26 protein-coding genes are annotated in these 24,764 nt (G+C 73.0%); 15 read left to right on the plus strand and 11 right to left on the minus strand.

Features of this window, described 5'->3' with window-relative positions; translation table 11 throughout:
* The first annotated feature begins 1 nt into the window (after window position 1).
* Window positions 2–850: a formate dehydrogenase accessory sulfurtransferase FdhD gene (gene fdhD / locus ACFVGW_RS02055; protein ID WP_383289942.1), complete on the plus strand. Its 849-nt coding sequence runs from the start codon at window positions 2–4 to the stop codon at window positions 848–850.
* An 86-nt stretch (window positions 851–936) separates the two neighbouring features.
* Here the strand turns inward: fdhD and ACFVGW_RS02060 are convergent, their stop codons facing one another.
* The 3 genes from ACFVGW_RS02060 to ACFVGW_RS02070 all read right to left on the minus strand — a co-directional run bounded on the left by ACFVGW_RS02060 (window position 937) and on the right by ACFVGW_RS02070 (window position 3,062).
* On the minus strand, window positions 937–1,353 hold the full coding sequence (locus tag ACFVGW_RS02060) for a (2Fe-2S) ferredoxin domain-containing protein (protein ID WP_383289945.1): 417 nt from the start codon (window positions 1,351–1,353) through the stop codon (window positions 937–939).
* Window positions 1,350–1,871 carry an isochorismatase family protein gene (locus ACFVGW_RS02065; RefSeq protein WP_385850349.1) on the minus strand — a complete coding sequence of 174 codons (522 nt, stop codon included), beginning with the start codon at window positions 1,869–1,871 and terminating at the stop codon, window positions 1,350–1,352. Before ACFVGW_RS02065 ends, ACFVGW_RS02060 begins: the two co-directional genes overlap by 4 nt.
* A 102-nt stretch (window positions 1,872–1,973) precedes the next feature.
* Entirely contained in the window at window positions 1,974–3,062 is a 1,089-nt protein-coding gene (locus tag ACFVGW_RS02070; RefSeq protein WP_385850350.1) for a bile acid:sodium symporter family protein, read from the minus strand.
* Between the two features lie 128 nt (window positions 3,063–3,190).
* Here ACFVGW_RS02070 and ACFVGW_RS02075 point away from each other — a divergent pair, with 128 nt between their 5' ends.
* The 6 genes from ACFVGW_RS02075 to ACFVGW_RS02100 all read left to right on the plus strand — a co-directional run bounded on the left by ACFVGW_RS02075 (window position 3,191) and on the right by ACFVGW_RS02100 (window position 11,987).
* A complete protein-coding gene (locus ACFVGW_RS02075; protein WP_385850351.1) occupies window positions 3,191–4,081 on the plus strand; it encodes a LysR substrate-binding domain-containing protein in 891 nt (296 codons plus the stop codon).
* Window positions 4,082–4,318: 237 nt separating this feature from the next.
* Complete coding sequence (locus ACFVGW_RS02080; protein ID WP_385850352.1) at window positions 4,319–6,142, plus strand: AMP-dependent synthetase/ligase; 1,824 nt, start codon at window positions 4,319–4,321, stop codon at window positions 6,140–6,142.
* Window positions 6,143–6,264: 122 nt separating this feature from the next.
* Window positions 6,265–7,533, plus strand: coding sequence for an ABC transporter substrate-binding protein (locus ACFVGW_RS02085; RefSeq protein WP_385850353.1), 1,269 nt, complete (start codon window positions 6,265–6,267; stop codon window positions 7,531–7,533).
* A gap of 12 nt (window positions 7,534–7,545) precedes the next feature.
* Window positions 7,546–10,293: an ATP-binding cassette domain-containing protein gene (locus ACFVGW_RS02090; protein ID WP_385850354.1), complete on the plus strand. Its 2,748-nt coding sequence runs from the start codon at window positions 7,546–7,548 to the stop codon at window positions 10,291–10,293.
* Complete coding sequence (locus ACFVGW_RS02095; RefSeq protein ID WP_385850355.1) at window positions 10,290–11,042, plus strand: ABC transporter ATP-binding protein; 753 nt, start codon at window positions 10,290–10,292, stop codon at window positions 11,040–11,042. The genes ACFVGW_RS02090 and ACFVGW_RS02095 overlap by 4 nt, the downstream gene beginning before the upstream one ends.
* Window positions 11,043–11,147: 105 nt before the next feature.
* Window positions 11,148–11,987, plus strand: coding sequence for an aldo/keto reductase (locus tag ACFVGW_RS02100; protein ID WP_352188197.1), 840 nt, complete (start codon window positions 11,148–11,150; stop codon window positions 11,985–11,987).
* 117 nt (window positions 11,988–12,104) lie between these two features.
* Here ACFVGW_RS02100 and ACFVGW_RS02105 read toward each other — a convergent pair whose 3' ends face one another.
* Window positions 12,105–13,061 (minus strand): NADP-dependent oxidoreductase, encoded by a 957-nt coding sequence (locus ACFVGW_RS02105; protein WP_385850356.1) that lies wholly within the window; start codon window positions 13,059–13,061, stop codon window positions 12,105–12,107.
* Between the two features lie 105 nt (window positions 13,062–13,166).
* Here ACFVGW_RS02105 and ACFVGW_RS02110 point away from each other — a divergent pair, with 105 nt between their 5' ends.
* Window positions 13,167–14,201: a GlxA family transcriptional regulator gene (locus ACFVGW_RS02110; protein ID WP_385850357.1), complete on the plus strand. Its 1,035-nt coding sequence runs from the start codon at window positions 13,167–13,169 to the stop codon at window positions 14,199–14,201.
* The gene (locus ACFVGW_RS02115; RefSeq protein ID WP_352188140.1) at window positions 14,198–14,662 is read left to right on the plus strand and encodes an RICIN domain-containing protein; all 465 of its coding nucleotides are present in this window, start codon (window positions 14,198–14,200) and stop codon (window positions 14,660–14,662) included. The genes ACFVGW_RS02110 and ACFVGW_RS02115 overlap by 4 nt, the downstream gene beginning before the upstream one ends.
* Before the next feature lie 14 nt (window positions 14,663–14,676).
* Here ACFVGW_RS02115 and ACFVGW_RS02120 read toward each other — a convergent pair whose 3' ends face one another.
* Both ACFVGW_RS02120 and ACFVGW_RS02125 read right to left on the minus strand, forming a co-directional pair.
* A complete protein-coding gene (locus ACFVGW_RS02120; RefSeq protein ID WP_385850358.1) occupies window positions 14,677–15,540 on the minus strand; it encodes a class I SAM-dependent methyltransferase in 864 nt (287 codons plus the stop codon).
* 62 nt (window positions 15,541–15,602) lie between these two features.
* Entirely contained in the window at window positions 15,603–16,535 is a 933-nt protein-coding gene (locus ACFVGW_RS02125) for a cupin domain-containing protein (RefSeq protein WP_385850359.1), read from the minus strand.
* Between the two features lie 118 nt (window positions 16,536–16,653).
* Between ACFVGW_RS02125 and ACFVGW_RS02130 the strand changes: the two genes are divergently transcribed.
* Window positions 16,654–17,490 (plus strand): NmrA family NAD(P)-binding protein, encoded by an 837-nt coding sequence (locus tag ACFVGW_RS02130; RefSeq protein ID WP_385850360.1) that lies wholly within the window; start codon window positions 16,654–16,656, stop codon window positions 17,488–17,490.
* On the opposite strand, the gene ACFVGW_RS02135 is transcribed toward ACFVGW_RS02130, so the two are convergent.
* Window positions 17,444–18,475: a helix-turn-helix transcriptional regulator gene (locus tag ACFVGW_RS02135; protein ID WP_385850361.1), complete on the minus strand. Its 1,032-nt coding sequence runs from the start codon at window positions 18,473–18,475 to the stop codon at window positions 17,444–17,446. The two genes, ACFVGW_RS02130 and ACFVGW_RS02135, sit on opposite strands and share 47 nt — an antisense overlap.
* Before the next feature lie 39 nt (window positions 18,476–18,514).
* Between ACFVGW_RS02135 and ACFVGW_RS02140 the strand changes: the two genes are divergently transcribed.
* Both ACFVGW_RS02140 and ACFVGW_RS02145 read left to right on the plus strand, forming a co-directional pair.
* Window positions 18,515–18,994 (plus strand): hypothetical protein, encoded by a 480-nt coding sequence (locus ACFVGW_RS02140; protein WP_383219943.1) that lies wholly within the window; start codon window positions 18,515–18,517, stop codon window positions 18,992–18,994.
* Window positions 18,991–19,458: a hypothetical protein gene (locus ACFVGW_RS02145; RefSeq protein ID WP_385850362.1), complete on the plus strand. Its 468-nt coding sequence runs from the start codon at window positions 18,991–18,993 to the stop codon at window positions 19,456–19,458. The genes ACFVGW_RS02140 and ACFVGW_RS02145 overlap by 4 nt, the downstream gene beginning before the upstream one ends.
* On the opposite strand, the gene ACFVGW_RS02150 is transcribed toward ACFVGW_RS02145, so the two are convergent.
* Both ACFVGW_RS02150 and ACFVGW_RS02155 read right to left on the minus strand, forming a co-directional pair.
* Window positions 19,445–20,188, minus strand: coding sequence for a class I SAM-dependent methyltransferase (locus tag ACFVGW_RS02150; protein WP_385850553.1), 744 nt, complete (start codon window positions 20,186–20,188; stop codon window positions 19,445–19,447). The genes ACFVGW_RS02145 and ACFVGW_RS02150 overlap by 14 nt on opposite strands.
* A 35-nt stretch (window positions 20,189–20,223) precedes the next feature.
* A complete protein-coding gene (locus ACFVGW_RS02155) occupies window positions 20,224–20,529 on the minus strand; it encodes a 4a-hydroxytetrahydrobiopterin dehydratase (protein WP_352188134.1) in 306 nt (101 codons plus the stop codon).
* 91 nt (window positions 20,530–20,620) lie between these two features.
* Here ACFVGW_RS02155 and ACFVGW_RS02160 point away from each other — a divergent pair, with 91 nt between their 5' ends.
* The gene (locus ACFVGW_RS02160) at window positions 20,621–21,430 is read left to right on the plus strand and encodes a helix-turn-helix domain-containing protein (protein WP_385850363.1); all 810 of its coding nucleotides are present in this window, start codon (window positions 20,621–20,623) and stop codon (window positions 21,428–21,430) included.
* Here the strand turns inward: ACFVGW_RS02160 and ACFVGW_RS02165 are convergent.
* Both ACFVGW_RS02165 and ACFVGW_RS02170 read right to left on the minus strand, forming a co-directional pair.
* On the minus strand, window positions 21,420–21,836 hold the full coding sequence (locus ACFVGW_RS02165; RefSeq protein ID WP_385850364.1) for a hypothetical protein: 417 nt from the start codon (window positions 21,834–21,836) through the stop codon (window positions 21,420–21,422). The genes ACFVGW_RS02160 and ACFVGW_RS02165 overlap by 11 nt on opposite strands.
* 252 nt (window positions 21,837–22,088) lie before the next feature.
* The gene (locus ACFVGW_RS02170; RefSeq protein ID WP_352188104.1) at window positions 22,089–22,547 is read right to left on the minus strand and encodes a cyclic nucleotide-binding domain-containing protein; all 459 of its coding nucleotides are present in this window, start codon (window positions 22,545–22,547) and stop codon (window positions 22,089–22,091) included.
* A gap of 196 nt (window positions 22,548–22,743) precedes the next feature.
* Between ACFVGW_RS02170 and ACFVGW_RS02175 the strand changes: the two genes are divergently transcribed.
* Together ACFVGW_RS02175 and ACFVGW_RS02180 are read left to right on the plus strand one after the other, a co-directional pair.
* Window positions 22,744–23,418, plus strand: a complete 675-nt coding sequence (locus tag ACFVGW_RS02175) for a beta-glucanase (protein WP_385850365.1) — start codon at window positions 22,744–22,746, stop codon at window positions 23,416–23,418.
* A 128-nt stretch (window positions 23,419–23,546) separates the two neighbouring features.
* The gene (locus ACFVGW_RS02180) at window positions 23,547–24,752 is read left to right on the plus strand and encodes a low temperature requirement protein A (RefSeq protein ID WP_352188102.1); all 1,206 of its coding nucleotides are present in this window, start codon (window positions 23,547–23,549) and stop codon (window positions 24,750–24,752) included.
* The last annotated feature ends 12 nt before the right edge of the window (window positions 24,753–24,764 follow it).

Below are 24,764 nucleotides of genomic sequence, written 5' to 3' on the forward strand. Positions count from 1 at the left end.
CATGGGACGGGTCACCGAGCGACGGCGCGTCATCCGGATCCGGGGCGCGGCCGTCAACGCACGCCCGGACACGCTGGTGGCCGAGGAGCCGCTGGAGATCCGGCTGAACGGCCGGCCGCTGGCCATCACGATGCGCACGCCCGGCGACGACTTCGCGCTGGCCGCCGGTTTTCTGGTCAGCGAGGGCGTGCTCGGCGCCGCCTCCGACGTACGGAACATCGTGTACTGCGCGGGCGCCAAGGACGACGGCACGAACACCTACAACGTGGTGGACGTGCAGCTGGCGCCCGGTGTCCCCGTCCCGGACATCACTCTGGAGCGGAACGTCTACACGACGTCGTCGTGCGGGCTGTGCGGCAAGGCCAGCCTGGACGCCGTACGGACCACGGCACGCTTCCCGATCGCCGACACTCCCCCCGTCCGGCTCACGCCCGAGCTGCTCGCCGGGCTCCCCGACCGGCTGAGGGCGGCGCAGCGGGTCTTCGACCGGACCGGAGGTCTGCACGCGGCGGCGCTGTTCTCCGAGGACGGCGAGCTGCTCGACGTACGGGAGGACGTGGGGCGCCACAACGCGGTGGACAAGCTCGTGGGCCGGGCCCTGAGCGACGGGCGGCTGCCGCTGGAGCGGGCGGTGCTGCTGGTCTCCGGGCGGGCGTCGTTCGAGCTGGCGCAGAAGGCGGTCATGGCGGGCATCCCGGTGCTCGCGGCGGTCTCGGCGCCGTCCTCGCTGGCGGTGGACCTGGCCGCGGAGACCGGTCTCACGCTGGTCGGCTTCCTGCGCGGCGAGGACATGAACGTGTACGCGGGCGAGCACCGGATCGCCCTCGGGGCCGCGGCCCCCCGGCGCTGACGGGCTCCGCGCGCTGCACGGGTCGGGCCATCGGCCGGCGGGGAGCGCCCCCTGCGCCGGCCGGTCCCGCACCTCCCGGAAGCTCTCTACCGGGCGCGGCGTCCCGCACGGGTGCTCGTCGTCCCGGTCGGCGGGTCGATCATCTGGAGCGTGAGGGTCGCGGGGGGTTCGGCGATGCCGGGGCCGCCCGCGGCCGTCCAGGCGAGGATGTCGTCGAGGCAGTCGTCGTCCGCCGTGAACCCGATCCAGGCGGCGCGTCCGCCGCGGCGGCGGCCCTCCGTGGAGGGCTGGACCACGACGATGTTGGCCTGTGCGCAGGGGCCGAGGCAGTCGCTCGTACGGACGGAGAGCCGGCCGCCGGACCGTGCCGCGGCCTCGCGGAGCCGGGCGAGCTGGCCGTCGTGGTCGACGCCCGGGTTCTTTCCGGCGTCGCCGCAGCAGCAACCACGGCAGACGACCAGGGAGCAGGGGCGGGCGCCGTAACGTATCGGAACGCGGGTCACTCGGGTCCGTCCAGGGTGATCGTGCCGACGAAGGCGACGGTGCCGAGGCGCGGGAAGTCCAGAGTCACCGAGGCGTGGTGCTCGTCGGCGGTGAGGGCGGTCATGGCGTCCTCGGCGAAGACCGGTTCGTAGCCGAGGTCGCAGGCGGCGCGGGCGGTGGACTCGACGCCGAGGTTGGTGGCGATGCCGGCGAGGACGAGGGTGGTGACCTCGTGCGCGGCGAGGAGTTCGTGCAGGCCGGTGTCCTGGAATCCGCCGATGGTCCGCTTGACGACGACGTGGTCGCCGTCGTGGACGAGGGAGGGGACGAGGTCGCTGCCGGGCGGCTGGGTCCCGACGTTCGGACGCTCGACCCTGATGTGGACGACGGGCGCGCCGGCGGCCCGGAAGGTGTCGGCGAGGCGGTCCGCGGCGGCGACGACGTCGGTTCCGGGACGGGGGGCGAGCGGCAGCGCGACGATGCGTTCCATCAGGTCGACGAGGACGAGCGCGGTGCGGCCGGGATCGAGTGCGGGCATGGGAGCACGGTAGCGGGCGGGATGATCATCGCGGTGGGTCCGGGGACGTGATCCCGCCAACCCTCACGCCGGTCGCCCGGTGCCCGCGCTCCCCGGCCGGCCTCAGCTCCTTGCGGCCGTACCGGCCGTCGCGGCCTGCGGGGCTCGTTCGGGCAGAGCCGTCCCGGGCTCAGGAGCCGGTTCCGGAGCCCGTTCCGGAGCCCGTTCCGGCGCCCGTTCCGGGTCACCGGCGCGGCGTCTGGCGAGGACCGCGCAGACCATCAGCTGCATCTGGTGGAAGAGCATCAGGGGCAGGACCGCCAGCGAGGCCTGCGCACCGAACAGCACGCTCGCCATCGGGAGCCCCGCCGCCAGGCTCTTCTTCGAGCCCGCGAACTGGATCGCGATCCGGTCCTCCCGGCCGAAGCCCAGCCGCTTCGCTCCGTACCAGGTCAGCGTCAGCATCACGGCGAGCAGCACCGCCTCGACGGCGAGCAGCAGTCCGAGCCGCGCCGGGGTGACCTGGTGCCAGATGCCGGCGACCATGCCGTGGCTGAAGGCCGTGTAGACGACGAGCAGGATCGAGCCCCGGTCGACGTACCCCAGCACCTTCTTCCTCCGGACGACGAATCCGCCGACCCAGCGCCGCAGCGCCTGCCCGGCCAGGAACGGCACGAGGAGCTGGAGCACGATCTTCAGGAGCGAGTCGGCCGAGAATCCGCCCGCGCCACCGCCGAGCAGGGCGGCGGCGAGCAGCGGGGTGAGCACGATGCCGGCCAGGGAGGAGAAGGAGCCCGCGCAGATCGCGGCGGGAACGTTGCCCCGGGCGATCGAGGTGAACGCGATCGAGGACTGGACGGTGGACGGCACCAGGCAGAGGAAGAGCAGGCCGCTGTGGAGCGGGGGCGTGAGAACGGCCGGGACCAGCCCCTTCGCCGCCAGTCCGAGCAGCGGGAAGACGGCGAAGGTCGCCGCGAGGACCGTGACGTGGAGCCGCCAGTGCTTGAGCCCGTCCAGCGCCTCGCGGGTGGAGAGCCGCGCGCCGTAGAGGAAGAAGAGCAGTGCGATGGCCGCCGTCGAGGCCCCGTCGGCGACGGTCGCGGCGGCGCCGGAGGCGGGCAGCAGCGCCGCGATGCCGACCGTGGCGAGCAGGGCCGCGATGTACGGGTCGACCGGCAGCCGGGACGGCAGGAGGGTGGTACGGCGGCTCATGTGCTCCACTGCTCTCGGGCGACAGATCGTGCCTCCCCATCCTGCTCCCGGGCCCGGCGATCGGGAATCCCGTACAGCGCTCTGACTGTCATCATGGATCGCGATGACCGCGCGCTAGCCTGGACGGTGTGTACGATCCCGCGCAGCTCCGCACCTTTCTCGCCGTCGCGCAGACGCTGAGCTTCACCCAGGCCGCCCGGCGGCTCGGGGTGCGGCAGTCGACCGTGAGCCAGCATGTGCGGCGGCTCGAGGACGCCACCGGGCGTCCGCTGTTCACGCGGGACACCCACAGCGTCGAGCTCACGGAGGACGGCGAGGCGATGCTCGGCTTCGCCCGGACGATCCTCCAGGCCCATGAGCGGGCGGCCGCCTACTTCACCGGGACCCGGCTGCGCGGGCGGCTGCGCTTCGGGGCCTCGGAGGACTTCGTGGTGACCCGGCTGCCCGAGATCCTGGAGTCGTTCCGGCGCGAGCACCCCGAGGTGGATCTCGAGCTGACGGTCGAGCTGTCCGGGACGCTCAACGCCCGGCTGGAGGCGGGCCGGCTCGACCTGATCCTCGCCAAGCGGCGTACGGAGGAGAGCGCGGGGGAGCTGGTCTGGCAGGACTCGCTGATCTGGATCGGCGCGCCGCGGCTGCGTCTCGACCCGGACCGTCCCGTGCCGCTGATCGTCTTCCCGCCGCCGGGCATCACCCGCGCCCGGGCCCTGGAAGCCCTGGAGGGGCAGGGGCGGGCCTGGCGGATCGCGTGTACGAGCAGCAGTCTGAGCGCGAACATCGCGGCGGCCCGGGCCGGTCTGGGGGTGATGGCGCACACCCGTGGGCTGGTTCCGCCCGGCCTGTCGCAGCTGCCGGCCCGTGCGGGGCTGCCGGACCTGGGTGACGTCGACTTCGTCCTGCGCAAGGGGCGGCAGCGCGGAAAGGCACAGGAGGCGGCCGACGCGCTGGCCGCGGCGATCCTCGCGGGTGGCGACCGCCTGCACCGCCCGCGCCCGGCCGCCGGGACTCTCGACCCCTGAACCCTGGGCGAGCGAGTGAGCGGCCGGTACAGATTCCGTGGAGATTCCCTCCCGCCGTACTTACCGCACGGTCAGTAACGGCCCCCGGCCACCCGCCACTTGCCTCCCTTCCCTCCTCTGACCTGTGACAACACCCAATGTCCCGGGTTGGTGAAGGCCCTCCCGCCCGCCAGTCGGGTGGGGTACCGTCACCCGCGCCGTACGGAGCGCGACAACGAGCGGTCGAGGAGCAGGTCTTTGCGCGAGTTCACCGTGCCGCCCATCGAGGCGGCGCCTCAGGTCGGCGGTCTGGCGGACGCCGTGTTCGACCACGCCGAGCAGGCGCCCGACCGGGTCGCCTTCGGCCGCAAGGACGCCGCGGGCCAGTGGCAGGACGTGACCTCGGCGCAGTTCAGGGACGAGGTGCTCGCGCTCGCGAAGGGGCTGATCGCCCACGGCGTACGGTTCGCCGACCGGGTCGCCATCATGGCCAGGACCCGCTACGAATGGACCCTGTTCGACTTCGCGCTCTGGACCCTGGGCGCCCAGTCGGTGCCGATCTACCCCACCTCCTCGGCCGACCAGGTCTATTGGATGCTGCACGACGCCGAGGTCACGGCCTGCGTGGTGGAGCACGAGGACCACGCGATGACGATCGGTTCGGTGGTCGACCGGCTGCCCCGGCTCCAGCGGCTGTGGCAGCTGGACGCGGGCGCGGTCGACGAGCTGATGGCGGCGGGTACGGAGATCGACGAGGACGTCGTGCAGCGGCACCGCCGCGCGGTGACGCCGGACTCGGTGGCCACGATCATCTACACCTCGGGCACCACGGGCCGCCCCAAGGGCTGCGTGATCACCCACTCCAACTTCATGTTCGAGACGGACATGCTGGTCGGCCGCTGGGAGCCGGTCTTCCACTCCAAGCCGGGCGACGAGGCCTCGACCCTGCTCTTCCTCCCCCTCGCCCATGTCTTCGGGCGGATGGTGGAGGTCGCGGCGGTGCTGAGCGGGGTCAAGATGGGGCACCAGCCGGTGCTCGCGGCTTCCGCGCTCCTGCCGGACCTGCAGTCCTTCCGGCCGACGTTCATCCTGGCGGTCCCCTACATCTTCGAGAAGGTCTTCCACGCCGCCCGCCGCAAGGCCGAGAGCGACGGGAAGGCGGGCCCCTTCGACAAGGCCGTCGACGTGGCGGTGAAGTACGCGGAGGCGATGGAGCACAAGGCGTTCGGCATCGGCCCGGGGCCGTCCGCCGGGCTGCGGATGCAGCACCAGTTCTTCGAGAAGGTCGTGTACGGGAAGGTCCGTGACGCCATGGGCGGGCGGGTCCGGCACGCGATGTCGGGCGGCTCGGGCATGGACCGGCGCCTCGGCCTCTTCTTCGAGGGCGCCGGGGTGACGGTCTTCGAGGGGTACGGCCTGACGGAGTCCTCCGCGGCGGCGACGGCGAACCCGCCCGAGCGCGTCAGGTACGGGACGGTCGGGCAGCCGGTGCCGGGGACGACGGTGCACATCGCCGAGGACGGGGAGGTGTGGCTGCACGGCGGCCAGGTCTTCTCGGGCTACCTCAACAATCCGCAGGCCACCTCGGCCGTCCTCAACGACGGCTGGCTGGCCACCGGCGACCTGGGGATGCTCGACGAGGACGGCTATCTGACCATCACCGGGCGCAAGAAGGAGATCCTGGTGACCTCCGGCGGCAAGAGCGTCTCGCCCACCGGCCTGGAGGAGCGCGTTCGGGCGCATCCGCTCATCGCCCAGTGCATCGTGGTGGGCAACGACCGGCCGTACATCGCCGCACTGGTGACGATGGACCAGGAGGCCGTGGACCACTGGCTGGCGATGCAGGGCCGGGCGCCGCTGCCGGCGGCCGACCTGGTGCGCGACCCGACCCTGGAGACGGAGATCCGGCGGGCCGTGGTGGCGGCCAACACCCTGGTCTCACAGGCGGAGTCCATCCGGACCTTCCGGATCCTGGCCCACCCGTTCAGCGAGGAGCACGGACTGCTCACGCCCTCCCTCAAGCTCAAGCGCAAGGCGATCGAGAACGCGTACGCGGCCGAGGTCGAGGCACTGTACGGCTGACCGGGGCGGCGGCCGAAGCCGCCCGATCTCAGCTGACACATCATCAATTGACGCTGTATCAGTTATTGACGGTTCATCAGCCCGGTCACAGAATGCGGTCACCCGACGGAGGGACGACCGACGTGCCGCGACCGATCCGCACCCTCGCCGCCGCTGCGGCGGCCCTGCTCCTGGCCACAGCCTGCAACTCCGCCTCCACCGGGGGAAGTTCGGAGAAGCCCGGCTCCTCCGGCTCCTCCGTACGCGGAGTCACCGCCGAAGCGATCAAGGTCGGCGGGATCGTCTCCATGACCACCGCGAGCGGCTACTCCAAGAAGGACACCGACCTCGGCGCCAGGGCCCGCTACGACCGGGCCAACGCCGAGGGCGGGATCAACGGCCGGAGGATCGACTACCTGGGCGTCGAGGACGACGGCCAGGACCCGGCGAAGAACCTGGCGGCGGCTCGCAAGCTCGTCCAGCAGGACAAGGTCTTCGCGGTCTCCCCCATGAGCTCGGTCACCTTCGCCGGAGCCGACTTCCTCGACGGGCAGAAGGTCCCGACCGTGGGCTGGGGCACGCTCCCCTCGTTCTGCGGCCCGAAGCACATCTACGGCTTCAACGGCTGCCTCGTCCCCACCCCCGGCGGCACGCTCAACCAGACCTGGCCCGAGGGCCTGGCCGCCGTGCTCGGCGGGGCGCGCGGCAAGTCGGTCGCGCTCATCGCGGGAGACAACGACGCCGGAAAGTTCGGCATCCGTACGTTCACCCAGGGGTTCAAGGCGGCGGGCTTCGACGTCCCCTACGCGAAGGCCGTGGTGCCCGCGACCTCGATGCCCAGTGACTGGTCGGCGTACACCAAGGAGATCCTGCGCTCGGGCCCGGGCGGCGGGGCCCCCGACGCCGTCGTCTCCGTGATGCAGACGCCGTACAACATCGGCCTGTTCACCTCCCTGAAGCGGTCCGGGTACAAGGGCCTGCTCTCCGACCCGACGGACTACGACCCCGGGCTGCTGGCGAAGGACGCGACGAAGCAGGCGCTCGACGGAGTCCATGTGCTGCTGCAGTTCCAGCCGTTCGAGGCCGACAGCCCCGCGATGCGGCAGTTCAAGGCGGACATCAGGAAGGCGGCGGGCGGCAGGGACGTCCCGCTCAACATGCACATGATGACCGGCTACATGAGCGCCGACCTCTTCCTCTCCATCGCCGAGAAGGCAGGCGAGGACCTCACCGTGGAGTCCTTCCAGCGGGCCGCGAACGGCTTCTCCGACACCGGGACGCTCGTGGGCGACCGGGCCGAGCCCAAGGGACAGAAGGAGAGCTTCGGCTGCGGGGCGCTGGTCCGGCTGAAGAACGGACGGTACGAGGTGGCGGTGCCCTTCAGGTGCTACCCGCCGATCCCCTTCGGGTGAGGGGCGCGTCGCGTGGGTGACCTGCTGGGCTTCGTCCTGAGCGGGCTGGTCTCGGGCGCGCTGTACGCGCTGCTCGCGACCGGGCTCGTCCTGTCGTACTCCGCCTCCGGACTCTTCAACTTCGCGCACGGCGCCACGGCCTATCTCTGCGCACTGGCCTTCTACGAGCTGCACTCCGGTTTCGGCTGGCCGGCCGTGCCCACCGCCCTGCTGCTGGTGTTCGTGGTCGCGCCCGCGCTCGGCTGGGGCCTCGACCGGCTGATGTTCCGCAAACTCGCCGGGGTCGGGGAGACGGCGCAGATCGTGGCCACCATCGGTCTGCTGGTGGCGCTGCCGGCGGCGGGGCTGTGGGTGGTCGAGCTGCTGGAGCGGGCCGGTGCGCCGGTCCTCCCGGCGGAGAACCAGTTCGGGCTGCCCGGTGTCGGGCCGAGCCCCGCGGTGTCCTGGCAGCCGTTCGATGGCGTCGGCATCGACTCCGACCAACTCATCACCTGGGTCGCGACAGCGCTCGCGGCTGCCGGGCTGTGGGTGCTGATGCGGCACACCCGGCTCGGGCTGCTGCTGCGGGCGGCCGTGGACAACCGCTCGCTGGCCGAGCTGCGGGGCGTCAGCGCGGACCGGCTGTCCTCGGTCGCGTGGATGCTCTCGTCCGGTCTCGCGGGGCTGGCCGGTGTCCTCGCGACCCCGCTCCTCGGGCTCTCCGCCCACGACTACACCCTGTTCCTCTTCGTCTCCGCGACGGCGGCGGTGCTCGGGCGCTTCGCCTCGGTGCCGCTGGCGTTCGCGGGCGGGCTCGGACTCGGCGTGCTGCAGAACCTGGTCGCCGGGTACTCCTCCTTCGCCGAGGACATCACCGGATTCCGTACCGCCGTACCGTTCCTCATCCTCTTCGCCGGCCTCGTCGTCCTCGCACAGCGCCGGCGCGCGGCGGGCACGGCCGCCGCGGACCCGCCGCCGGTCGACCCTCTGGCCGGGAAGGGCCGTGGGCGCCGCTGGGGGGCCTGGATCGTGGCGGCGGTGCTGCTCGGTACGGCCTTCTACACCGTCACCACACCGTTCTGGAGCGGGATCCTGGCCCAAGGGCTGGCGATCGGGCTGGTGTTCATGTCCTTCACCGTGGTGACCGGCCTCGGAGCGATGGTGTCGCTCGCCCAGGCGACGTTCGTGACCGGGGCCGCCCTCGTCGCGGGGCTGCTGATGAGCCACGGCTGGCCGTTCGTGGCCGCCACGGCGGCCGGCACGGCCGCGGCGGCGCTCCTGGGTGCGGTGGTCGCGCTGCCCGCGCTGCGGCTCGGCGGCCGGTCGCTGGCCCTCGCGACCCTGGCCCTCGCCTTCCTCGCGGACCAGGTCCTCTTCCAGCTGGGGTGGCTGCGCAACGGCGACACCGGGTGGGAGATCCCCCGGCCGGTGGTGGGTCCGGTGGACCTGGCCGACGACCGGGCGCTGGGGGTCGCGCTCGTGGTGCTCTGCGGCGGGGTGGTGGCGCTGCTGACCTGGCTGCGCGGCTCCCGGTGGGGCCGGGCGATCCTCGCGGTCCGTTCGGCACCGGAGGCCGCCGCGGCGTCGGGCGTCTCGGTGGTGCGGACGAAGCTCCTGCTCTTCACGGTGTCGGCGGGGCTCGCGGGCTTCGGGGGCGTGCTGTACGCCTCGTACAGCACACGGATCACGGCGACGGACTTCACGGCGATGACGGGGCTGGTGTGGCTGGCCGTCGTCGTCGCGGCGGGGGTCCGCAGGCCGCAGTACGCGGTGGTGGCGGGGCTGGTCTTCGCGGTGGTCCCGCACCTTCTGGCGACATACGTCACGGAGTCCGCGCATCTGCCGGTGATCCTCTTCGGCCTGGCTGGACTCGCCCTCGCGAACGACCCGGACGGGTACTGCGCGGCGCTGCCGTCCAGACGAGCGGCGCGGGCGAGCGCCCGCACGGCCGCGACGAGCACGACGGGCGGAGCCGGGACGACGACCGGCACGACCGGCACGACCGGGCTCGCCCCGGGCGGCGCCGCCGAGCCCGTTCCGGCCGGCATCGCCGTCGCCGCCACGGGCGGCCCCCTCGCGGAGCCGTACGCGCTCGAACTGCGGGGTGTGCGGGCCGGATACGGCGGCGCGTCCGTGCTGCACGGCGTGGATCTCGCGGTCCGCGGCGGTGAGGTGCTCGTCCTGCTCGGCCCGAACGGCGCCGGGAAGTCCACCCTGTGCCGGGTGGCGGCGGGCCTGCTGCGGCCGGCCGGCGGTCTGGTACGGGTGCGGGGAGCGGACGGCACACGGGACGGCGCGGTCGCCCGGGCGCGGCGCGGGGTGCGGCTCGCGCCCGAGGGGCGGGGGATCTTCGCCGGGCTCTCGATCGAGGAGAACCTGGCCGTGCAGCTGCCGGCCCCCGAGGACCGGGAGGCGGTCTACGCCCGCTTCCCCGTGCTCGCCGCCCGCCGCAGGGTCCACGCCGGGTCGCTGTCGGGCGGGGAGCAGCAGCTCCTCGCGCTCGCGCCGCTGCTCCAGCACCCGCCCGAGGTCCTCGTCGCCGACGAGCCCTCCCTCGGTCTCGCCCCCCGTGTGGTGGACGAGGTCTTCCGGCTCCTCACCGAGCTCCGCGCGCACGGCACCGCGCTGGTCCTGGTCGAGGAGAAGGCGGCCGAGGCGCTCGGTGTCGCCGACACCGTCGCGTACCTCTCACAGGGCGGGATCGCCTGGTCCGGGCCTCGCTCCGAGGTGGATCCGGACCGGCTCGCCGAGGCATACCTGGGGACGGGAGTCCGCCGATGACCCGTGCGCTGCTCCGCGCCGAGGGGATCGACGTGCGCTTCGGCGGCGTCCAGGCCCTGCGCGACGTGACGATCGCCGTACGCCCCGGTGAGATCTGCGGTCTCATCGGCCCCAACGGCGCGGGCAAGACGACGCTCTTCGACGTCCTGTCGGGGATCAGACGGCCGGACGCGGGCACGATCGGGTACGGCGACACGGACATCACCCGGCGCTCCCCCGTCTGGCGGGCCCGTCACGGCATCCGGCGCACGTTCCAGCGCCAGCAGCTCTTCGGGCAGTTGACGGTGGCGGACAACCTGGTCGTGGCCCAGGACTGGCGGGGCGGGCCGCGCCGGGGTGGACGCGGCCACCGGGAGCGGGCCGCCGCCGTGCTCCACGAGTGCGGGATCGACGCGCTCGCCGGCTCGTACGCGGGTGCGCTGCCCGTGGGGCAGGCCCGCATGGTCGAGCTCGCCCGGGCGCTCGCCGATCCGCCCCGGGTCCTCCTGCTGGACGAGCCCGCGTCCGGCACGACCGCCGAGGAGCGCCGCCGGCTCGCCGCTGTCGTGCGCCACGCGGCCGACGAGGAGAACTGCGCGGTGCTGCTGGTCGAGCACAACGTGGCCTTCGTGATGGAGCTGTGCTCGCGTGTCGTGGTCCTGGACCTCGGCCGGGTCCTCGCCGAGGGGAGCGCGGCCGAGGTCCGGGCCGACGCCGCGGTGCGGGAGGCGTACCTCGGCTCCGCGCCGGGAACGGTCATGGACACGTGATCGAGGAGACCGACACGGCCCCCGGACCGGCGGAATGCGACAGCGCCTCCGACCGTTGACGTGGGGAGTACCCCCCGACGACGTAAGGACCGACCGCACGTGAGCATGGAAAGCAGGGTCCCCTCCCTCACCCTGAACAACGGCGTGGAGATGCCGCAGCTCGGCTTCGGCGTCTGGCAGGTGCCGGACGACGAGGCGACCCGGGCGGTGGCGACGGCCCTGGAGGCCGGCTACCGCTCCGTCGACACGGCCGCGATCTACGAGAACGAGACGGGCACCGGCCGGGCGATCGCCGAGTCCGGCATCCCCCGCGAGGAGCTGTTCGTCACCACCAAGCTGTGGAACAGCGAGCAGGGCCACGACACGACGCTCCGGGCCTTCGACGCCTCGCTCGACAAGCTGGGCCTGGACTACGTCGACCTGTACCTGATCCACTGGCCCGTGCCGGCGAAGGACGCCTACGTCGACACGTTCCGGGCGTTCGAGAAGATCTACGCCGACGGCCGGGCGAAGGCGATCGGCGTCTCCAACTTCCTTCCGGAGCACCTGGAGCGGCTGATCGGCGAGACCTCGGTCGTCCCCGCGGTCAACCAGATCGAGCTCCACCCGCATCTGCAGCAGCGCACCTCGCGCGAGGCGCACGCCCGCCACGGCATCGCGACCGAGGCCTGGTCGCCGCTGGGGCAGGGCCGGGGCCTGCTGGAGGTGCCGGCGATCGTCGCCGTCGCGCAGAAGCACGGCCGTACGCCGGCCCAGGTGGTGCTGCGCTGGCACCTGCAGACGGGGAACGTGGTCATCCCGAAGTCCGTGACCCCGTCCCGTATCCGGGAGAACATCGACGTCTTCGGCTTTGAACTGGACGACGAGGACATGGCGGCGATCGCCGTCCTCGACGAGGACCGGCGCCTGGGTCCGCACCCGGGCGAGTTCAACGCCGGCGCCTGACCGAACGGGGGCGCGTTCGGCGAAGACCCCTGACCGGACGAGTTCGGCGCCGGCCCCGACCGGACGCGGGCCGCGAGGGAGCGCCGGATGTCCGGCGCCCCCGCGGGGCGTGGCGGCTCAGACGGTCAGGACGATCTTCCCGCGCGTCCGGCCCGACTCGCCCAGCTCGTGGGCCTTGGCCGCGTCGGCCAGCGGCAGGACGGTGTCGACCTCGGGCCGCAGCCGTCCCGTCTCCACCAGCTCGGCGAGGGCGAGCAGCCCCGCGTAGTCCGGCTCGACGAGGGTGAACCCGGTACGGATGCCGCGCCCGGGGGCCGCCGGCACGGCGTCGGGTGACGGCAGCGTCACCAGGGTGCCGCCGTCGCGCAGCACCGGCAGCGAGCGGGTGCCGTAGTCGCCCCCGATGGCGTCGAGGACCACGTCCACGTCCCGTACGGCCTCGGCGAAGTCGGTCGTGGTGTAGTCGATCGGCTCGTCGACGCCGATACCGCGCAGGAAGTCGTGCTTGGCGGCGCTCGCCGTCCCGATGACGTACGCCCCGCGAGCCTTGGCGATCTGCACCGCGAGGTGGCCCACACCGCCGGCCGCCGCGTGGACCAGCACCCGCTGTCCGTCGCGCAGGGCGGCGGTCCCGACGAGCGCCTGCCAGGCGGTGAGCCCGGCGAGGGGCAGCGCGGCCGCCTCGACGTGGGTGAGGGCGGCGGGCTTGCGGGCGAAGTGACGGGCGGGGGCGGTGACGTACTCGGCGTAGCCGCCCGCCTGCTCCGGGAAGCGGGGCATGCCGAAGACCTCGTCGCCGGGCTCGTAGAGCGTCACGCCGAGTCCGACCGCCTCGACGACGCCGGAGACGTCGTAGCCGAGGACCGGGGTCTCGCCCCACATGCCGAAGCCGCCGGTGGCGCGGGACTTCCAGTCGACCGGGTTGAGGCCCGCCGCGTGGACCCGGACGAGGATCTCGGTCGGGCCCGGCTCGGGCCGGGCGATCCGGGCCTCGGTGAGGACCTCGGGTCCGCCCCACGTGGTGGCGGTGATGGCGCGCATGGTGGCGGGGGCTGCGGTGGCGGTGTCGTTCATGGGGAGGGGCTCCTGGTGCCGGGGTTTCCTGGTCTGCTCCCAGCCTCGGCGAGATTCCCGCCCACCGGTACTGGCCAGAACGCCATGATGTGACAGAATCTGGCCATGGCCACGTTCGTGTCAGCAGCAGAGAACCCCCCGCGCGAGTCGCCGCCGCCCCACCGGGTCGCCGTGCTCGCTCTGGACGGGGTGATCCCGTTCGAGCTGGGCATCCCCTCCCGGATTCTCGGCGCCGCGTACACCAGGGACGGCACACCCCTCTACGACGTCCGCGTCTGCACGCTCGACGGCGCCCCGGTCCGCACCTCCGACGGCTTCTCGATCGTCGCCGAGCACGGACCCGAGGAACTGGCCGCGGCCGACACCGTCGTCGTACCGCCCACGTACGAGCTGCGGAGGCTCGCGGACGAGGGCAGCCTGGCCGACGGGATGCGGGGGGCGCTGGCGCTGATCCGGCCGGGCACACGGGTGGTGTCGATCTGCACCGGTGCGTACGCGCTGGCGGCGGCCGGGCTGCTCGACGGCCGCCGGGCCACCACGCACTGGTGGGAGGCCGCCCACTTCCGCTCGCTCTTCCCCGATGTACGCCTCGACGAGGACGTGCTCTTCGTGGACGACGGGGACGTCCTGACGTCGGCGGGGGCGGCGGCCGGGGTGGACCTCTGCCTGCACCTGGTACGGAAGGACCACGGCAGCGCCACCGCCAACGCGGTCGCCCGGCGCTGCGTCGTCCCGCCGTGGCGGGACGGCGGCCAGGCGCAGTACATCGAGCGCCCGGTCCCCGAGCCGGCCACCACCACCACGGCGCCGACCCGCGCCTGGGCGCTCGAACGGCTCGACCGGCCACTGACGCTGACCGAGCTCGCGGAGCACGCCCGGATGAGCGTACGGACCTTCACGCGCCGCTTCCGGGACGAGGCCGGGACGACACCCGGGCAGTGGCTCACCGCCCAACGGGTCGAGCTGGCGAAGCAGTTGCTGGAGACCAGCGACCTGACGGTCGACCACATCGCGGACCGGACGGGGTTCGGCAGCGGGAACTCGCTGCGTCAGCACATGCGCGCCCTGGTCGGGATCTCCCCGGCCGCCTATCGGCGCGCCTTCCATCTCACCACCAGGGAAAAGGAGTTCGCACAGTGAGCGGTTCGCCCACGCCGGTCGACGAGGGGCTCTACCGGGTACGGAACGTGGCCAGCGGGCTGCTTCTGGAGGTGTTCGAGGGATCGAGCCGCAGCGGCGCCAACGTGCAGCAGGGCAAGGAGAACGGAACGCCCGGCCAGCACTGGCACATCGTGCCCGTCCCGAACGGCGGCGGCCTCTACCACCTGGTGAGCGCGGCCAGCGGCAAGCGGCTCGACGTCGCGAACGCCTCGACGGAGAACGGCGCCAACATCCAGCAGTGGAAGGCGAACAACTTCGGCGCGCAGGAGTGGATCATCGAGCAGGACCTCCAGTCGCCGGGCACGGTCGCGCTGGTGAGCTTCATCAGCGGGCTGCTCCTGGAGGTGGAGGACGGGTCGATGGACGACGGGGGCAACGTACGGCAGTGGGAGGACACCGACTCCCCCTCCCAGTGGTGGCAGTTGGAGCCGGTGTCCTGACCTCGGCGGGCCGCTCAGCCCTTGCGGGCGGTGTGGACCGTCGAGGCGGAGAGATGGAAGAGGTCCGTGCGGCGGTGCAGGGAGAGCGGGTCCGCCGGGTCGAGCAGCCGGTCGAGGGTCGCGACGTCCTCGGCGTCGATCCGCTCAGCGAGCGGGTGCCGCAGGCGCGTGTAGTGGGCGACGACCTGCTCGCGCACGAAGGGCGGCACGGGCGCGGGGACGTCGGTGAGGAACGAACGGGTGCCGCTGGGCGTGAGTCCGGCGGAGGCGAGGAGCTCGCGCCAGTCGTCCGGCTCGTCCTTGCTGCCGGGCAGGTCGGTCCGCATCTCGGCGAACCAGTCGGCGTGCGCCGCCTCGATCCTGGTCTCCAGGCCGGGCCGGCCGAAGCCGATGTTCGCGGGCAGATGGCGGGCGTAGAGCCCGCCCTCGACGAGGGCGATCAGACCGCCGGGCCGCAGCACTCCGGCGAAGGAGGCGAGAGCGGCCCGCTGGTCGCCGATGTGGTGCGTGGAGTTGCCGGCCCAGATCAGGTCGGCCTCGCCCAGGGAGTCGAAGTCCTCGGGCAGTTCGGCGCGGAGCGTGGTGACCCGGCCCGCAAGGCCACGGGCCTCGGCGCGGTCGCGGGCCCGCTCCAGGAGCTCCGGGGACGCGTCCACGGCGACGACCTCGGCGGCCGGGAACGCCTCGGCGAGCAGGGCGGAGACGACGCCGGGACCGCTGCCGACGTCGAGGACGCGGCGGACGCCGACGGCCGGGACGAGTTCGCCGAGCCAGGTGGCGGCCCGGGTGTACAGGGGGCTGTGGAGTTCGGCCTGGCGCTCCAGGAGCGGTGCCATCGCGGCCCAGTCGAGGTGGGTGTGCTGGTGGTCGTGAGTCATGGTGCCAGCGTGCGGCCGGCGCCCGGAGAACGCGAGAATTCTTGCCGTTCCGGCAAAAGGGATCACTCCAGACGGCGGTATTCCTGCGGGCTGACGCCCCGCACCCGCTTGAACGCGGCGCTCAGGGCGAAGGCGGTGCTGTAGCCGACCTGGCGGGCGACGGACTCGACCGTCGCGTCCGTCTGCCGCAGCAGGTCGGCGGCGCGCGCGAGCCGCCAGCCGGTCAGGTACGCCATGGGCGGCTCGCCGACGAGCTCGGCGAAACGGCGGGCGAGGCCGGCCCGTGAGGCGCCGGCCTTGGCCGCGAGGGAGGCGACGGTCCAGGGATGGGCCGGGTCGTCCTGGATCAGCCGCAGGGCGCGGCCGACGACGGGGTCGGCCATGGCGCGGTACCAGGCCGGGGCCTGCCCGCCGGGCCGGGAGAACCAGGTCCGGACGACGGCGATCAGGAGCAGGTCGAGGACACGGTCGAGGACGACGCTCTGGCCGGGATCGTCGCGGGCGATCTCCTCGTCGAGGAACGGCATCAGGGGGCAGCTCCAGGCGTCCGCGGCCAGATGGAGCAGCGGCGGCAGCGCGTCGAGGAGGCGGCGGCTGACCTCGCCGTCCATCTGGTAGGTGCCGACGAGCACGGTGGTGGAGCCGTCGAGGGCGTTGCCCCAGGTCCGTACGCCCAGGTGCATCGACTCCGAGAGCGGCTCCCCGCTCAGGGTGGTGCAGACGCCGCCGGGGCCGATGGTCGCGCGGGGCGGTGCGTCCGGGGCGTGGGCGACGGTGTACGGCTCCGGGCCCCGGGCGACGGCGACGTCGCCGGGCCGCAGCAGGACGGGCTCGCCCCGGTCCGGGACGATCCAGGCCTCGCCTTCGGTGACGCACATCAGACAGAGCGGCGCGCGGTCCTCGATCCGGACGGACCACGGCGGCTCCATGATCATGCGAAGCAGGAAGGCCCCTTTGGCCCGCGGTCCGTCGAGGAGTCCGGCGAGAGCGTCCATGGGGCGCAAGCGTAGACGGAGGGCCGGCGCGCGGACGACGGGCGGACGTGGACGGACGCGTATGGGACTGAGCCTGTGGAACATGGGAAACGCATCCGGATCCCGCGAGTCTTGAGCCATGACGACGAACACGAACGACACGCGGACGATTCTGGTGACGAGCGCGACGGGCAAGACGGGACGGCGGGTGGCGGAGCTGCTCGCGGCCCGCGGCGCGACCGTCCGGGCGGGCTCCCGCTCCGGTACGACCCGTTTCGACTGGGAGGACGTGACCACCTGGGCCGAGGCGCTGCGGGGCGCGGACTCCGCGTACGTGAACTACTACCCGGACCTCGCCGCACCCGGCGCGGTCGAGGCCATGAAGACCTTCGGCGAGCTGGCCGTGGCGAACGGCGTGCGGCGGCTGACGCTGCTCTCCGGGCGCGGCGAGCCGGACGCGGTCCGCGCCGAGGAGGCACTGCGCGCCTCGGGAGCCGAACTGACCGTCGTACGGGCCGCGTTCTTCGCGCAGAACTTCACCGAGGGCGCCATGGCGGAGGGCGTCGCGGAGGGCGTGATCGCGTTCCCCGCCGGCGACACGGCGGAGCCGTTCGTCGACGCGGACGACCTCGCGGAGGTCATCGTCGAGACGCTGACCCGGGACGGCCACGCGGGCCTGGTGCACGAGGTGACCGGTCCCCGGACGCTGACCTTCGCGGAGGTGGCGGCGGAGGTCTCCCGGGCGTCGGGCCGTGAGGTGACGTACATCCCCATGGGCGAAGGCGAATACGCCGCGCTGCTGGGCACGTTCGGGCTGCCCGCCGAGGACGCGCGGTGGCTGGCGGCGCTCTTCGCGATGCTGCTCGACGGCCACAACGCGTCGGTCACGGACGGTGTGAAGCGGGTCCTCGGCCGCGAGCCGCGCGACTTCACGGCCTTCGCGGCGGAGGCGTGGGCGCGGCCGGCGGAGGCGTGAGGACCGGCGGAGAGGCGGCCGACGGCGGCGTGGCGGCTCCGTACCGGGCTGCGAGGCGGGCGACGGTCCCGGCGATGCGGGCACGGAGTTCGGGGGGTTCCAGGACCTCGATGTCCGCGCCGAGACCGAGGTAGGTGTCGTGGGCGTGGGCGAGGGACTCGATCGGGAGCGTGGCGCGCGTCCAGCCGTCCGGCTCGGGGGTGCCGTTCGCGGCGAGGGCGCGGGCGGCGGCGCCCGTGAGGCGCTTCACCCCGTCCGGGGAGAGACGGACGAGCGCGTCGCCGCCGTGCAGCCGGGCGTGGAACCCGGCCTGGGACGCCCGCCAGTGGGCGGCCAGGTCGAAGCCGTCGGGGATCCCGGACTCCTCGTCGGTGACGTCGATGCCGAGGATCTGGTCCACCCGGTAGGTGCGCGGTCCGGGGCCCGCGACCAGATACCAGCGGCCGGCCTTGAGGACGAGTCCGTACGGTTCGAGGCGACGGTCGACGTCGGTGGGCTCCTTCCAGCGGCGGTAGCGGACGGCGATGACCCGGCCGGCCCGTACGGCCTCGGCGACCTGGGGCAGGAAGGGCGCGTCGGTGTCCTCCGCGTACCACCCGGGGGCGTCGATGTGGAAGCGGGCCCGCAGCCGGTCGACATGGTCGCGCAGCGGCGCGGGCAGGGAGGCGCGCAGTTTGAGCTGCGCGTCGACGAAGTGGGCGCCGAGGCCGAGTTCGGCGGCGGCCCCGGGGATCCCCGCGAGGAAGAGCGCCTCGGCCTCGCCCGTGTACAGGTCGGTCAGCCGTGAACGGTGGCCGGCGAGCAGCTGGTAGCCGCCGGAGTGGCCCGCGTCGCCGTAGAGCGGGACTCCGGCCGCGTGCAGCGCCTCGACGTCGCGGTAGACGGTCCGTACGGACACCTCCAGCTCCTCGGCGAGCTGGGCGGCGGTCATCCGGCCCCGGGTCTGGAGCAGCAGGAGGACGGAGATCAGACGGCTGGACTTCACTGACACAAGGTGTCAGTGAAGTCCTCCTACAGTCCAGCCATGGCTTTCGCAGAGAAGTTGCTCTTCGTTCCGCCGCCCGTCGAGGTGGGCGGCCGTCGTGTCAAGCGCTATCACGTCACCCTGGACCCGGCCGGGATCGAGCCGGAGGTCGAGAAGGCGGCCTACGCCCTGCTCCCCGACCTGCTCCCCGAGGCGGACGGGACACCGCCCGCGACCTTCGTCGTCCTCCACCGGGGCGGCGACACCGGCGCCTACCTGAACGCGTACAGCTGGGTGTGGGACAACGTGCTCCACTTCGGCGGCGCGGCCGCCGGGCAGCCGGTCCTCGGCTGTCCGGACACCGACCCCACGCACTTCGTGAAGACGGCGAAGCCCTGGATCGGCTGTGTCTGGGAGCTCCCGCCGATCCTGCACGAACGGGACGCCTGGGTACGGCACATGCTGGCGCCGGACGCGCCCGACCTCGACGGCTACGTACTCGACTCCCTCCCCGCCGGCACGACCGGAGACCGCGCGTGAGCGGCGTCGACCGGGCCGGCGGCTTCGACTTCCTCGACGGCGGCTGGAACGTCCGCAACCGCCGCCTCGCCGACTTCCTCGATCCCGCGAGCGGCTGGGAGGAGTTCGACGGGCACACCTCGGGCCGTCTCCACTGGGGCGGCCGGGCCCACGTCGACGAGATCGTCTTCCCGTCGAAGGGGTTCAGCGGGCTGACGCTGCGGCTGTACGAGCCGGAGACGGACGAGTGGACCCTGAACTGGTCCAACAGCCGTACGGGCCGCCTCGAACCGCCGGTCAGGGGGCGGTGGTCCGAGGACGGCACCGGGGAGTTCCACGGTGTCGACACCTACGCCGGCAAGGACGTGCGGGTGCGCTTCCGCTGGTCGGGCATCTCGGCGGGCACCGCCCGCTGGGAGCAGGCGTTCGCGGTCGACGGCGGGGAGTGGGTGACGAACTGGGTGATGGAGTTCAGTCGCGCCTGACGGGCCGCCGGTAGGACACGAGCCGGTACTCGGGATCGTCACGGGGGCGGTCCTGGTCCGGCAGTGCGCCGAGGCCGGCGGCGAGCGCGGCCGCCGTCTCCGGGGAGCCTTCGAACCACGAGGCGAAGTAGCCGCGGCGCAGCTTCTCGACGGTGCCGCGCGGGGTGTTGCCCTGGCCGTGGCCGGTGAAACGGGTGGCGCCGGCCGGTTCGAGGCCGTGCGCGGCCGCGTGGGCCGCGACGAGATCGGCCCGGTCGGTGCTCGCCTCGTACGAGCGGTGCGACGCGAGGACGGCGTCGATGTCGCTGCCGACGTCGTGGGCGGCGTCCTTGTCGACCGTGACGATCAGGACGCCGCCCGGTCGCAGCACCCGGGCCGCCTCGGCGACGATCGCGGCCGTGAAGGGGACCAGGTGCAGCAGCCAGACGGCGCTGACCGCGTCCACGGAGGCGTCCGGGAGCGGCAGCCGCCGGGCGTCGGCGAGGACGATCCCGCCCGGGACACGCCGGACGGCCCTGTGTGCCATGCCGGATGCGGCGTCCGCGCCGTAGACGCGCAGGTTCGGGCGGGTGATCCGCTCGGTGACGAGCCCGGTGCCGCAGGCCAGGTCGAGGAGGGTGCGGGCGCCGGGCGGCACCAGTCTCAGTACCGCCTCGGCGGCGGCCCGCGCCCGCGGGACACCGCCGCGCGTCTCGTCGTAACGGTCCGCCTCGGCGTCGTAGTCCAGCAAGGTCTCCCCCATGGGGAGAGCGTAGTCCGCCGGGGTCAGCTCGCGCCGTGGCCGGGAGCGACGGCGTCGACCCGGGCGGCCAGTTCGAAGTCCTTGTCCGTGATGCCGGGTCCGGCGGAGTGCGTGTTCACGGAGACCGCGACGGAGTCGTATCCGAGGGTCAGATCGGAGTGGTGGTTGAGCTCCTGCTGGATCTGCGCCACGTGGACGACCATCGCCGTGGCCGCGAAGTGGTCGCCGAGGCGGTACGTGCGGGTGATCCGGTCGTCCGTCAGGGACCAGCCGGGGAGCTCTCGCAGGCGGTCCTCGATCTCCTTCTGCGACAGCGGCTCTGTGGGCATGTCCGTACTCCCTCCGGTCGGGGTTGCTCACGGTGACGATACGGTCCCGGGGGTTCGATACCCCGGCCGACACCTGGGATAGCGTCGGGTCATGACAACAGTCGTGACCGACACGGGAGTAGGGCCGCTGCTGCGCGGCTGGCGCGAGCAGCGGCGGTTGAGCCAGTTGGCGCTGGCGCTGCTGGCCGATTCCTCGGCCCGGCACATCTCCTTCATCGAGACGGGCAGGGCCCGGCCGAGCGAGGAGATGGTCCTCCGCCTCGCCGAGCATCTGGAGGTGCCCGTACGGGAGCGGAACGCGCTGCTGCTCGCGGCGGGGTACGCCCCGAAGTACACCGAGTCGACGCTCGACGACCCGCAGCTGGAGACGTTGCGGGCGGGCATCGAGCAGCTGCTGCGCGGGTACGACCCGTATCCGGCGCTGGTGGTGGACGGTTCGTACACGGTGGTGGCGGCGAACGAGGGCATCGGCGTGCTGCTCTCCGGCGTGGCGGAGCACCTGCTGACGCCGCCCCTGAACGCGATGCGGATCACGCTCCATCCCGAGGGTCTCGCGCCGCGGATCCGGAACCTGCGGGAGTGGCGGGGGCATCTGCTGGCCCAGATGGAGCGTCAGATCGCCCTGTCCCGCTCGCCCGCGCTGCGGACGCTGTACGAGGAGGTGGCGGCGTACCCGCTGCCGGAGGGCGCCCAGGACCCCGAGGACCGGGAGGACCCGGAGCCGTATCCGTACTTCGCGCTCCCGCTGCGGATCGAGCACGACGGTCGGGTGCTGTCGTTCGTCTCCTCGATCTCCACGTTCAACACCCCGACGGACGTGACCGTCGCCGAGCTGGCCATCGAGACGCTGCTCCCGGCCGACCCGGCGACGGTCGACTATCTGCGGTCGCTCACGGGGTAGTGGCGCGCAGGGCCGACCACTGCAGGGCGGCGAAGCCGGCGACGGTGAGGGCCTGCGCCAGGGTCCACACCGTCCCCGCCGTGCTGGGCTCCAGCCAGGCGACCAGCGCGACGACGCTCAGCACGGTCCAGAGGACGTTGACGTCGACGACGAGCCTGACGCCGAGGACGGGCGGGCGGGCCCGGCCGCCGACCCAGGCCACGCCGGCGGCGTACGCGGTGAGCAGCGCGCCGAGGGCGAGGAGCAGCCCGGGGTCGACGCCGAACAGCTCGCCGAGCGGCCCGGAGGCGCCGAGGTAGGCGAGCCCGTTGGCGCCCGTGACGAGGGCGTCGAGAGCGAGGAACCGGCGCAGCATGGACAGGGGCCGAGTGGTGCGGGAGAGGCCGGCGAGCAGGGCCTGGGACATGGCGGATCACCCTCCTTGGGGGACGTAACCGCTGCTGGTGGGCCGGAGCTCGGCCGGAGTGCGCCGGCCGAGTTCCGGTGGACACCACGATGCCGCCGGTCCTGACGTGGGTCGATTACGTGTGGGGTAATGCGCGATGCTCCAGGGACGCGCCCGCCGCGCGTCAGCCGCTAGCGGACCGGGACCGGGACCGACCGCGGACGCGGACACGACCGCGACCGCGCCCGCGCCCGCGACCGCGCGAGCCTGTTCTCACAGGCGGCTTCTGTGCGGGGCGTACAGGTCCAGGAGGCGGGTCCGTGCGGAGACCAGGCGGTTCGCCAGCATCTGGCCCACCGCGTGCTCCACGGCGTAACCGAACGCCGGGTCCTCGGCCATCTCCCGCCGCACGGAGAGGGCGTCGAACTCGAAGGCCCGCACCCGGGTCATGGCCTCTCCGCCGAAGTGCCAGCGGTAGGGGTGGAACAGCCAGGACCAGCCGACCAGTTCGCCCGCCCGCACACTCTCGACGACGGCGGCGGAACGGCCGGAGACCTGGACGTCGAGGGTGACCGTACCGGTGCGGATGATCCAGAACTGGTCGGCGATTCCCCCTTCCTCGAACAGGCGGGTGCCTTCGGGGAAGTCCACCGGGCGGGCGCCGGACATGAGGCGCTCGCGGTGGTCACCCAGGGCGACGGAAAGGTTTCGGGGGGAAGCGGGCGGTGTCACGGCGGACCTCCTCACCGAGGATGTCTCTTCACTATGCCCCGAGCCGGGCGCCGCCACCTCAGGGACGGGTACCCCGCCCCGGCCGCCGACCGCACATCGTGACGAGTTCTCGACACGGAGTGATGAAGTCCGCATAGGGGCGGTCCCTGAGGGCAGAACGCCAGTGGCACGACCGTCCCAACCCCGGGAGCCTCCCATGTCATCCTCGCCTCCGGCCTCCGAGCCGGTCTTCATCGCGGACTTCAGCTCTCCGGAGCAGTGGGTCGCCGGCCGCTCGTGGGCCTATCCCGACGGCGGGCCGGTCAACCCGGGCGACAACAAACTCGACCACCTGGTGGAGGACCCCGACTACAGCCGCTCCGGGGTCTTCCGTGCGACCCGCCGCGGCGACGGGCTGTGGGACAGCGGACTGCTGACGACGGAGGGCAGCCCCCAGGGTTTCGAGGTGCGCGCGGGGGACGTGCTGGAGGCGCGGGTCCGGCTGCCCGAGGAGACCGGGGCCTGGCCCGCGATCTGGACCTGGCGCGACGGCGGGCAGGAGATCGACGTCTTCGAGTACCACCCGGACAACCCCGACCTGCTCGAACTGTCGAACCGTGTGCGCGGCGCCCACCGCTACCACCGCTCCCCCTCGGTGCGCCCCGGCGGCTGGATCCGGCTGCGGACGCAGTTCGGAGCGCGCTCGGTGGTGTGGTGGCTGGACGACGTACGGGTGTTCGACGACCGTCGCGGGGTCGGCCGCTCCTGGCACGCCGCCCTGATCGTCAATCTGTCGGTCTGCGCGGGCCGTTACCACCCGGCACCGGACGCGGGCACCGACGAGATGTCGTTCGAGGTACGTGACCTCAAGGTGTACCGGCCGGGCGGGTGAGCAGGGGCGCGGCGCCGGATCCCCCACCGGGGAACCGAGGCCGTGTCCGACCACAACTCCCGTGCGACGTATGGGTATTCTTCGCGCCGTGGTGGCGGGGGCCGCCATCGGGACGGCGGGAGACGCACATGGCGTGGCGCAGGGACCGGGCGGGGATGGTGGCGGCCGGGGACGAACACAGGGTGACGCCGGCCGAGCTCTTCTTCGACCTGGTGTTCGTGTACGCGATCACTCAGGTCACCGCTCTGATGGCGGCCGATCCGTCGGTGGTCCGCGTGGTCGGCGCGATGATCGTGCTCGCGCTGCTGTGGTGGTGCTGGTGCTGCTTCGCATGGCTGGGCAATGTCGTCCGGGCCGACTCCGGTGCGCTGTTCGCGGTGCTCGTGGTCGTGATGGCCGTCGTCTTCATCGTGTCGCTCGTGGTGCCCGAGGTGTTCGCGGACGCACCCGGCGGGCTCTCGGCCCCGCTCCTCTTCGTGCTCTGCTACGGGGCCGTGCGCACGCTCCATCTGGTCTCCTACTGGATCTCCAGCCCCGGTGACGCCGCCCTGCGGGCCACGCTGCGCCGCACGGCGCTGCTGTCCGTGGCTCCGCCGATGGTGCTGCTGCTGATCGGCTCCGCGTACTCGGGGAAGGTCCAACTCCTGCTGTGGCTGGGCGCGGTGGTCATCGACTACGGCGGGATCTACGTCACGGGAGCCTCGGGCTGGCGGGTCAACTCGCCGGAGCACTTCTCCGAGCGGCACGGGCTGATCGTCATCATCGCGCTCGGCGAGTCGATCGTGGCGATGGGCGTCGGGGTGTCCGGCCTCCCGATCACGGTCGCGGTCCTGGGCGCCGCGGCGGCGGGTCTGCTGCTCTCGGCCGCGCTCTGGGCGCTGTACTTCCGGCGCCTCGCGGAGGGGGCGGAGCACCGGCTGGCCGGGCTCGACGGCGACGAGCGGACCCGGTTCGCCCGGGACGTGTACACCTTCCTGCACCTTCCGCTGGTCGCGGGTGTGGTGCTCTGCGCGCTCGGGATGAAGAAGGTCCTGCAACAGGTCGCCGACACCGGCCACTACGGCCTCGCCGAGCCGCTGCACGGGGTCGTGGCCTGGTCCCTGACGGGTGGTGTCGGCGTCTTCCTGCTCGGCGGCGCCGCGATCGTGCTGCGCACCTCGGGCCGCCGGCCGACGGTCCTCGCCGTGGGCGGGGTGTGCGCGCTGGGGTCGGGCGCGCTCGTCGGTCTGGTCCCGGCCATGGTGGCGCTGGTGCTTCTCGCCGTCGGCCTGACGACGCTCGTCTTCCTGCACGGCAGGGCCGCCACGCCCCAGAAGGCCCACGGAGCGGCCTGAGCCGCCTTTCGT

The organism is Streptomyces sp. NPDC127129, from assembly GCF_042671585.1.
Taxonomy (GTDB): Bacteria; Actinomycetota; Actinomycetes; order Streptomycetales; family Streptomycetaceae; genus Streptomyces.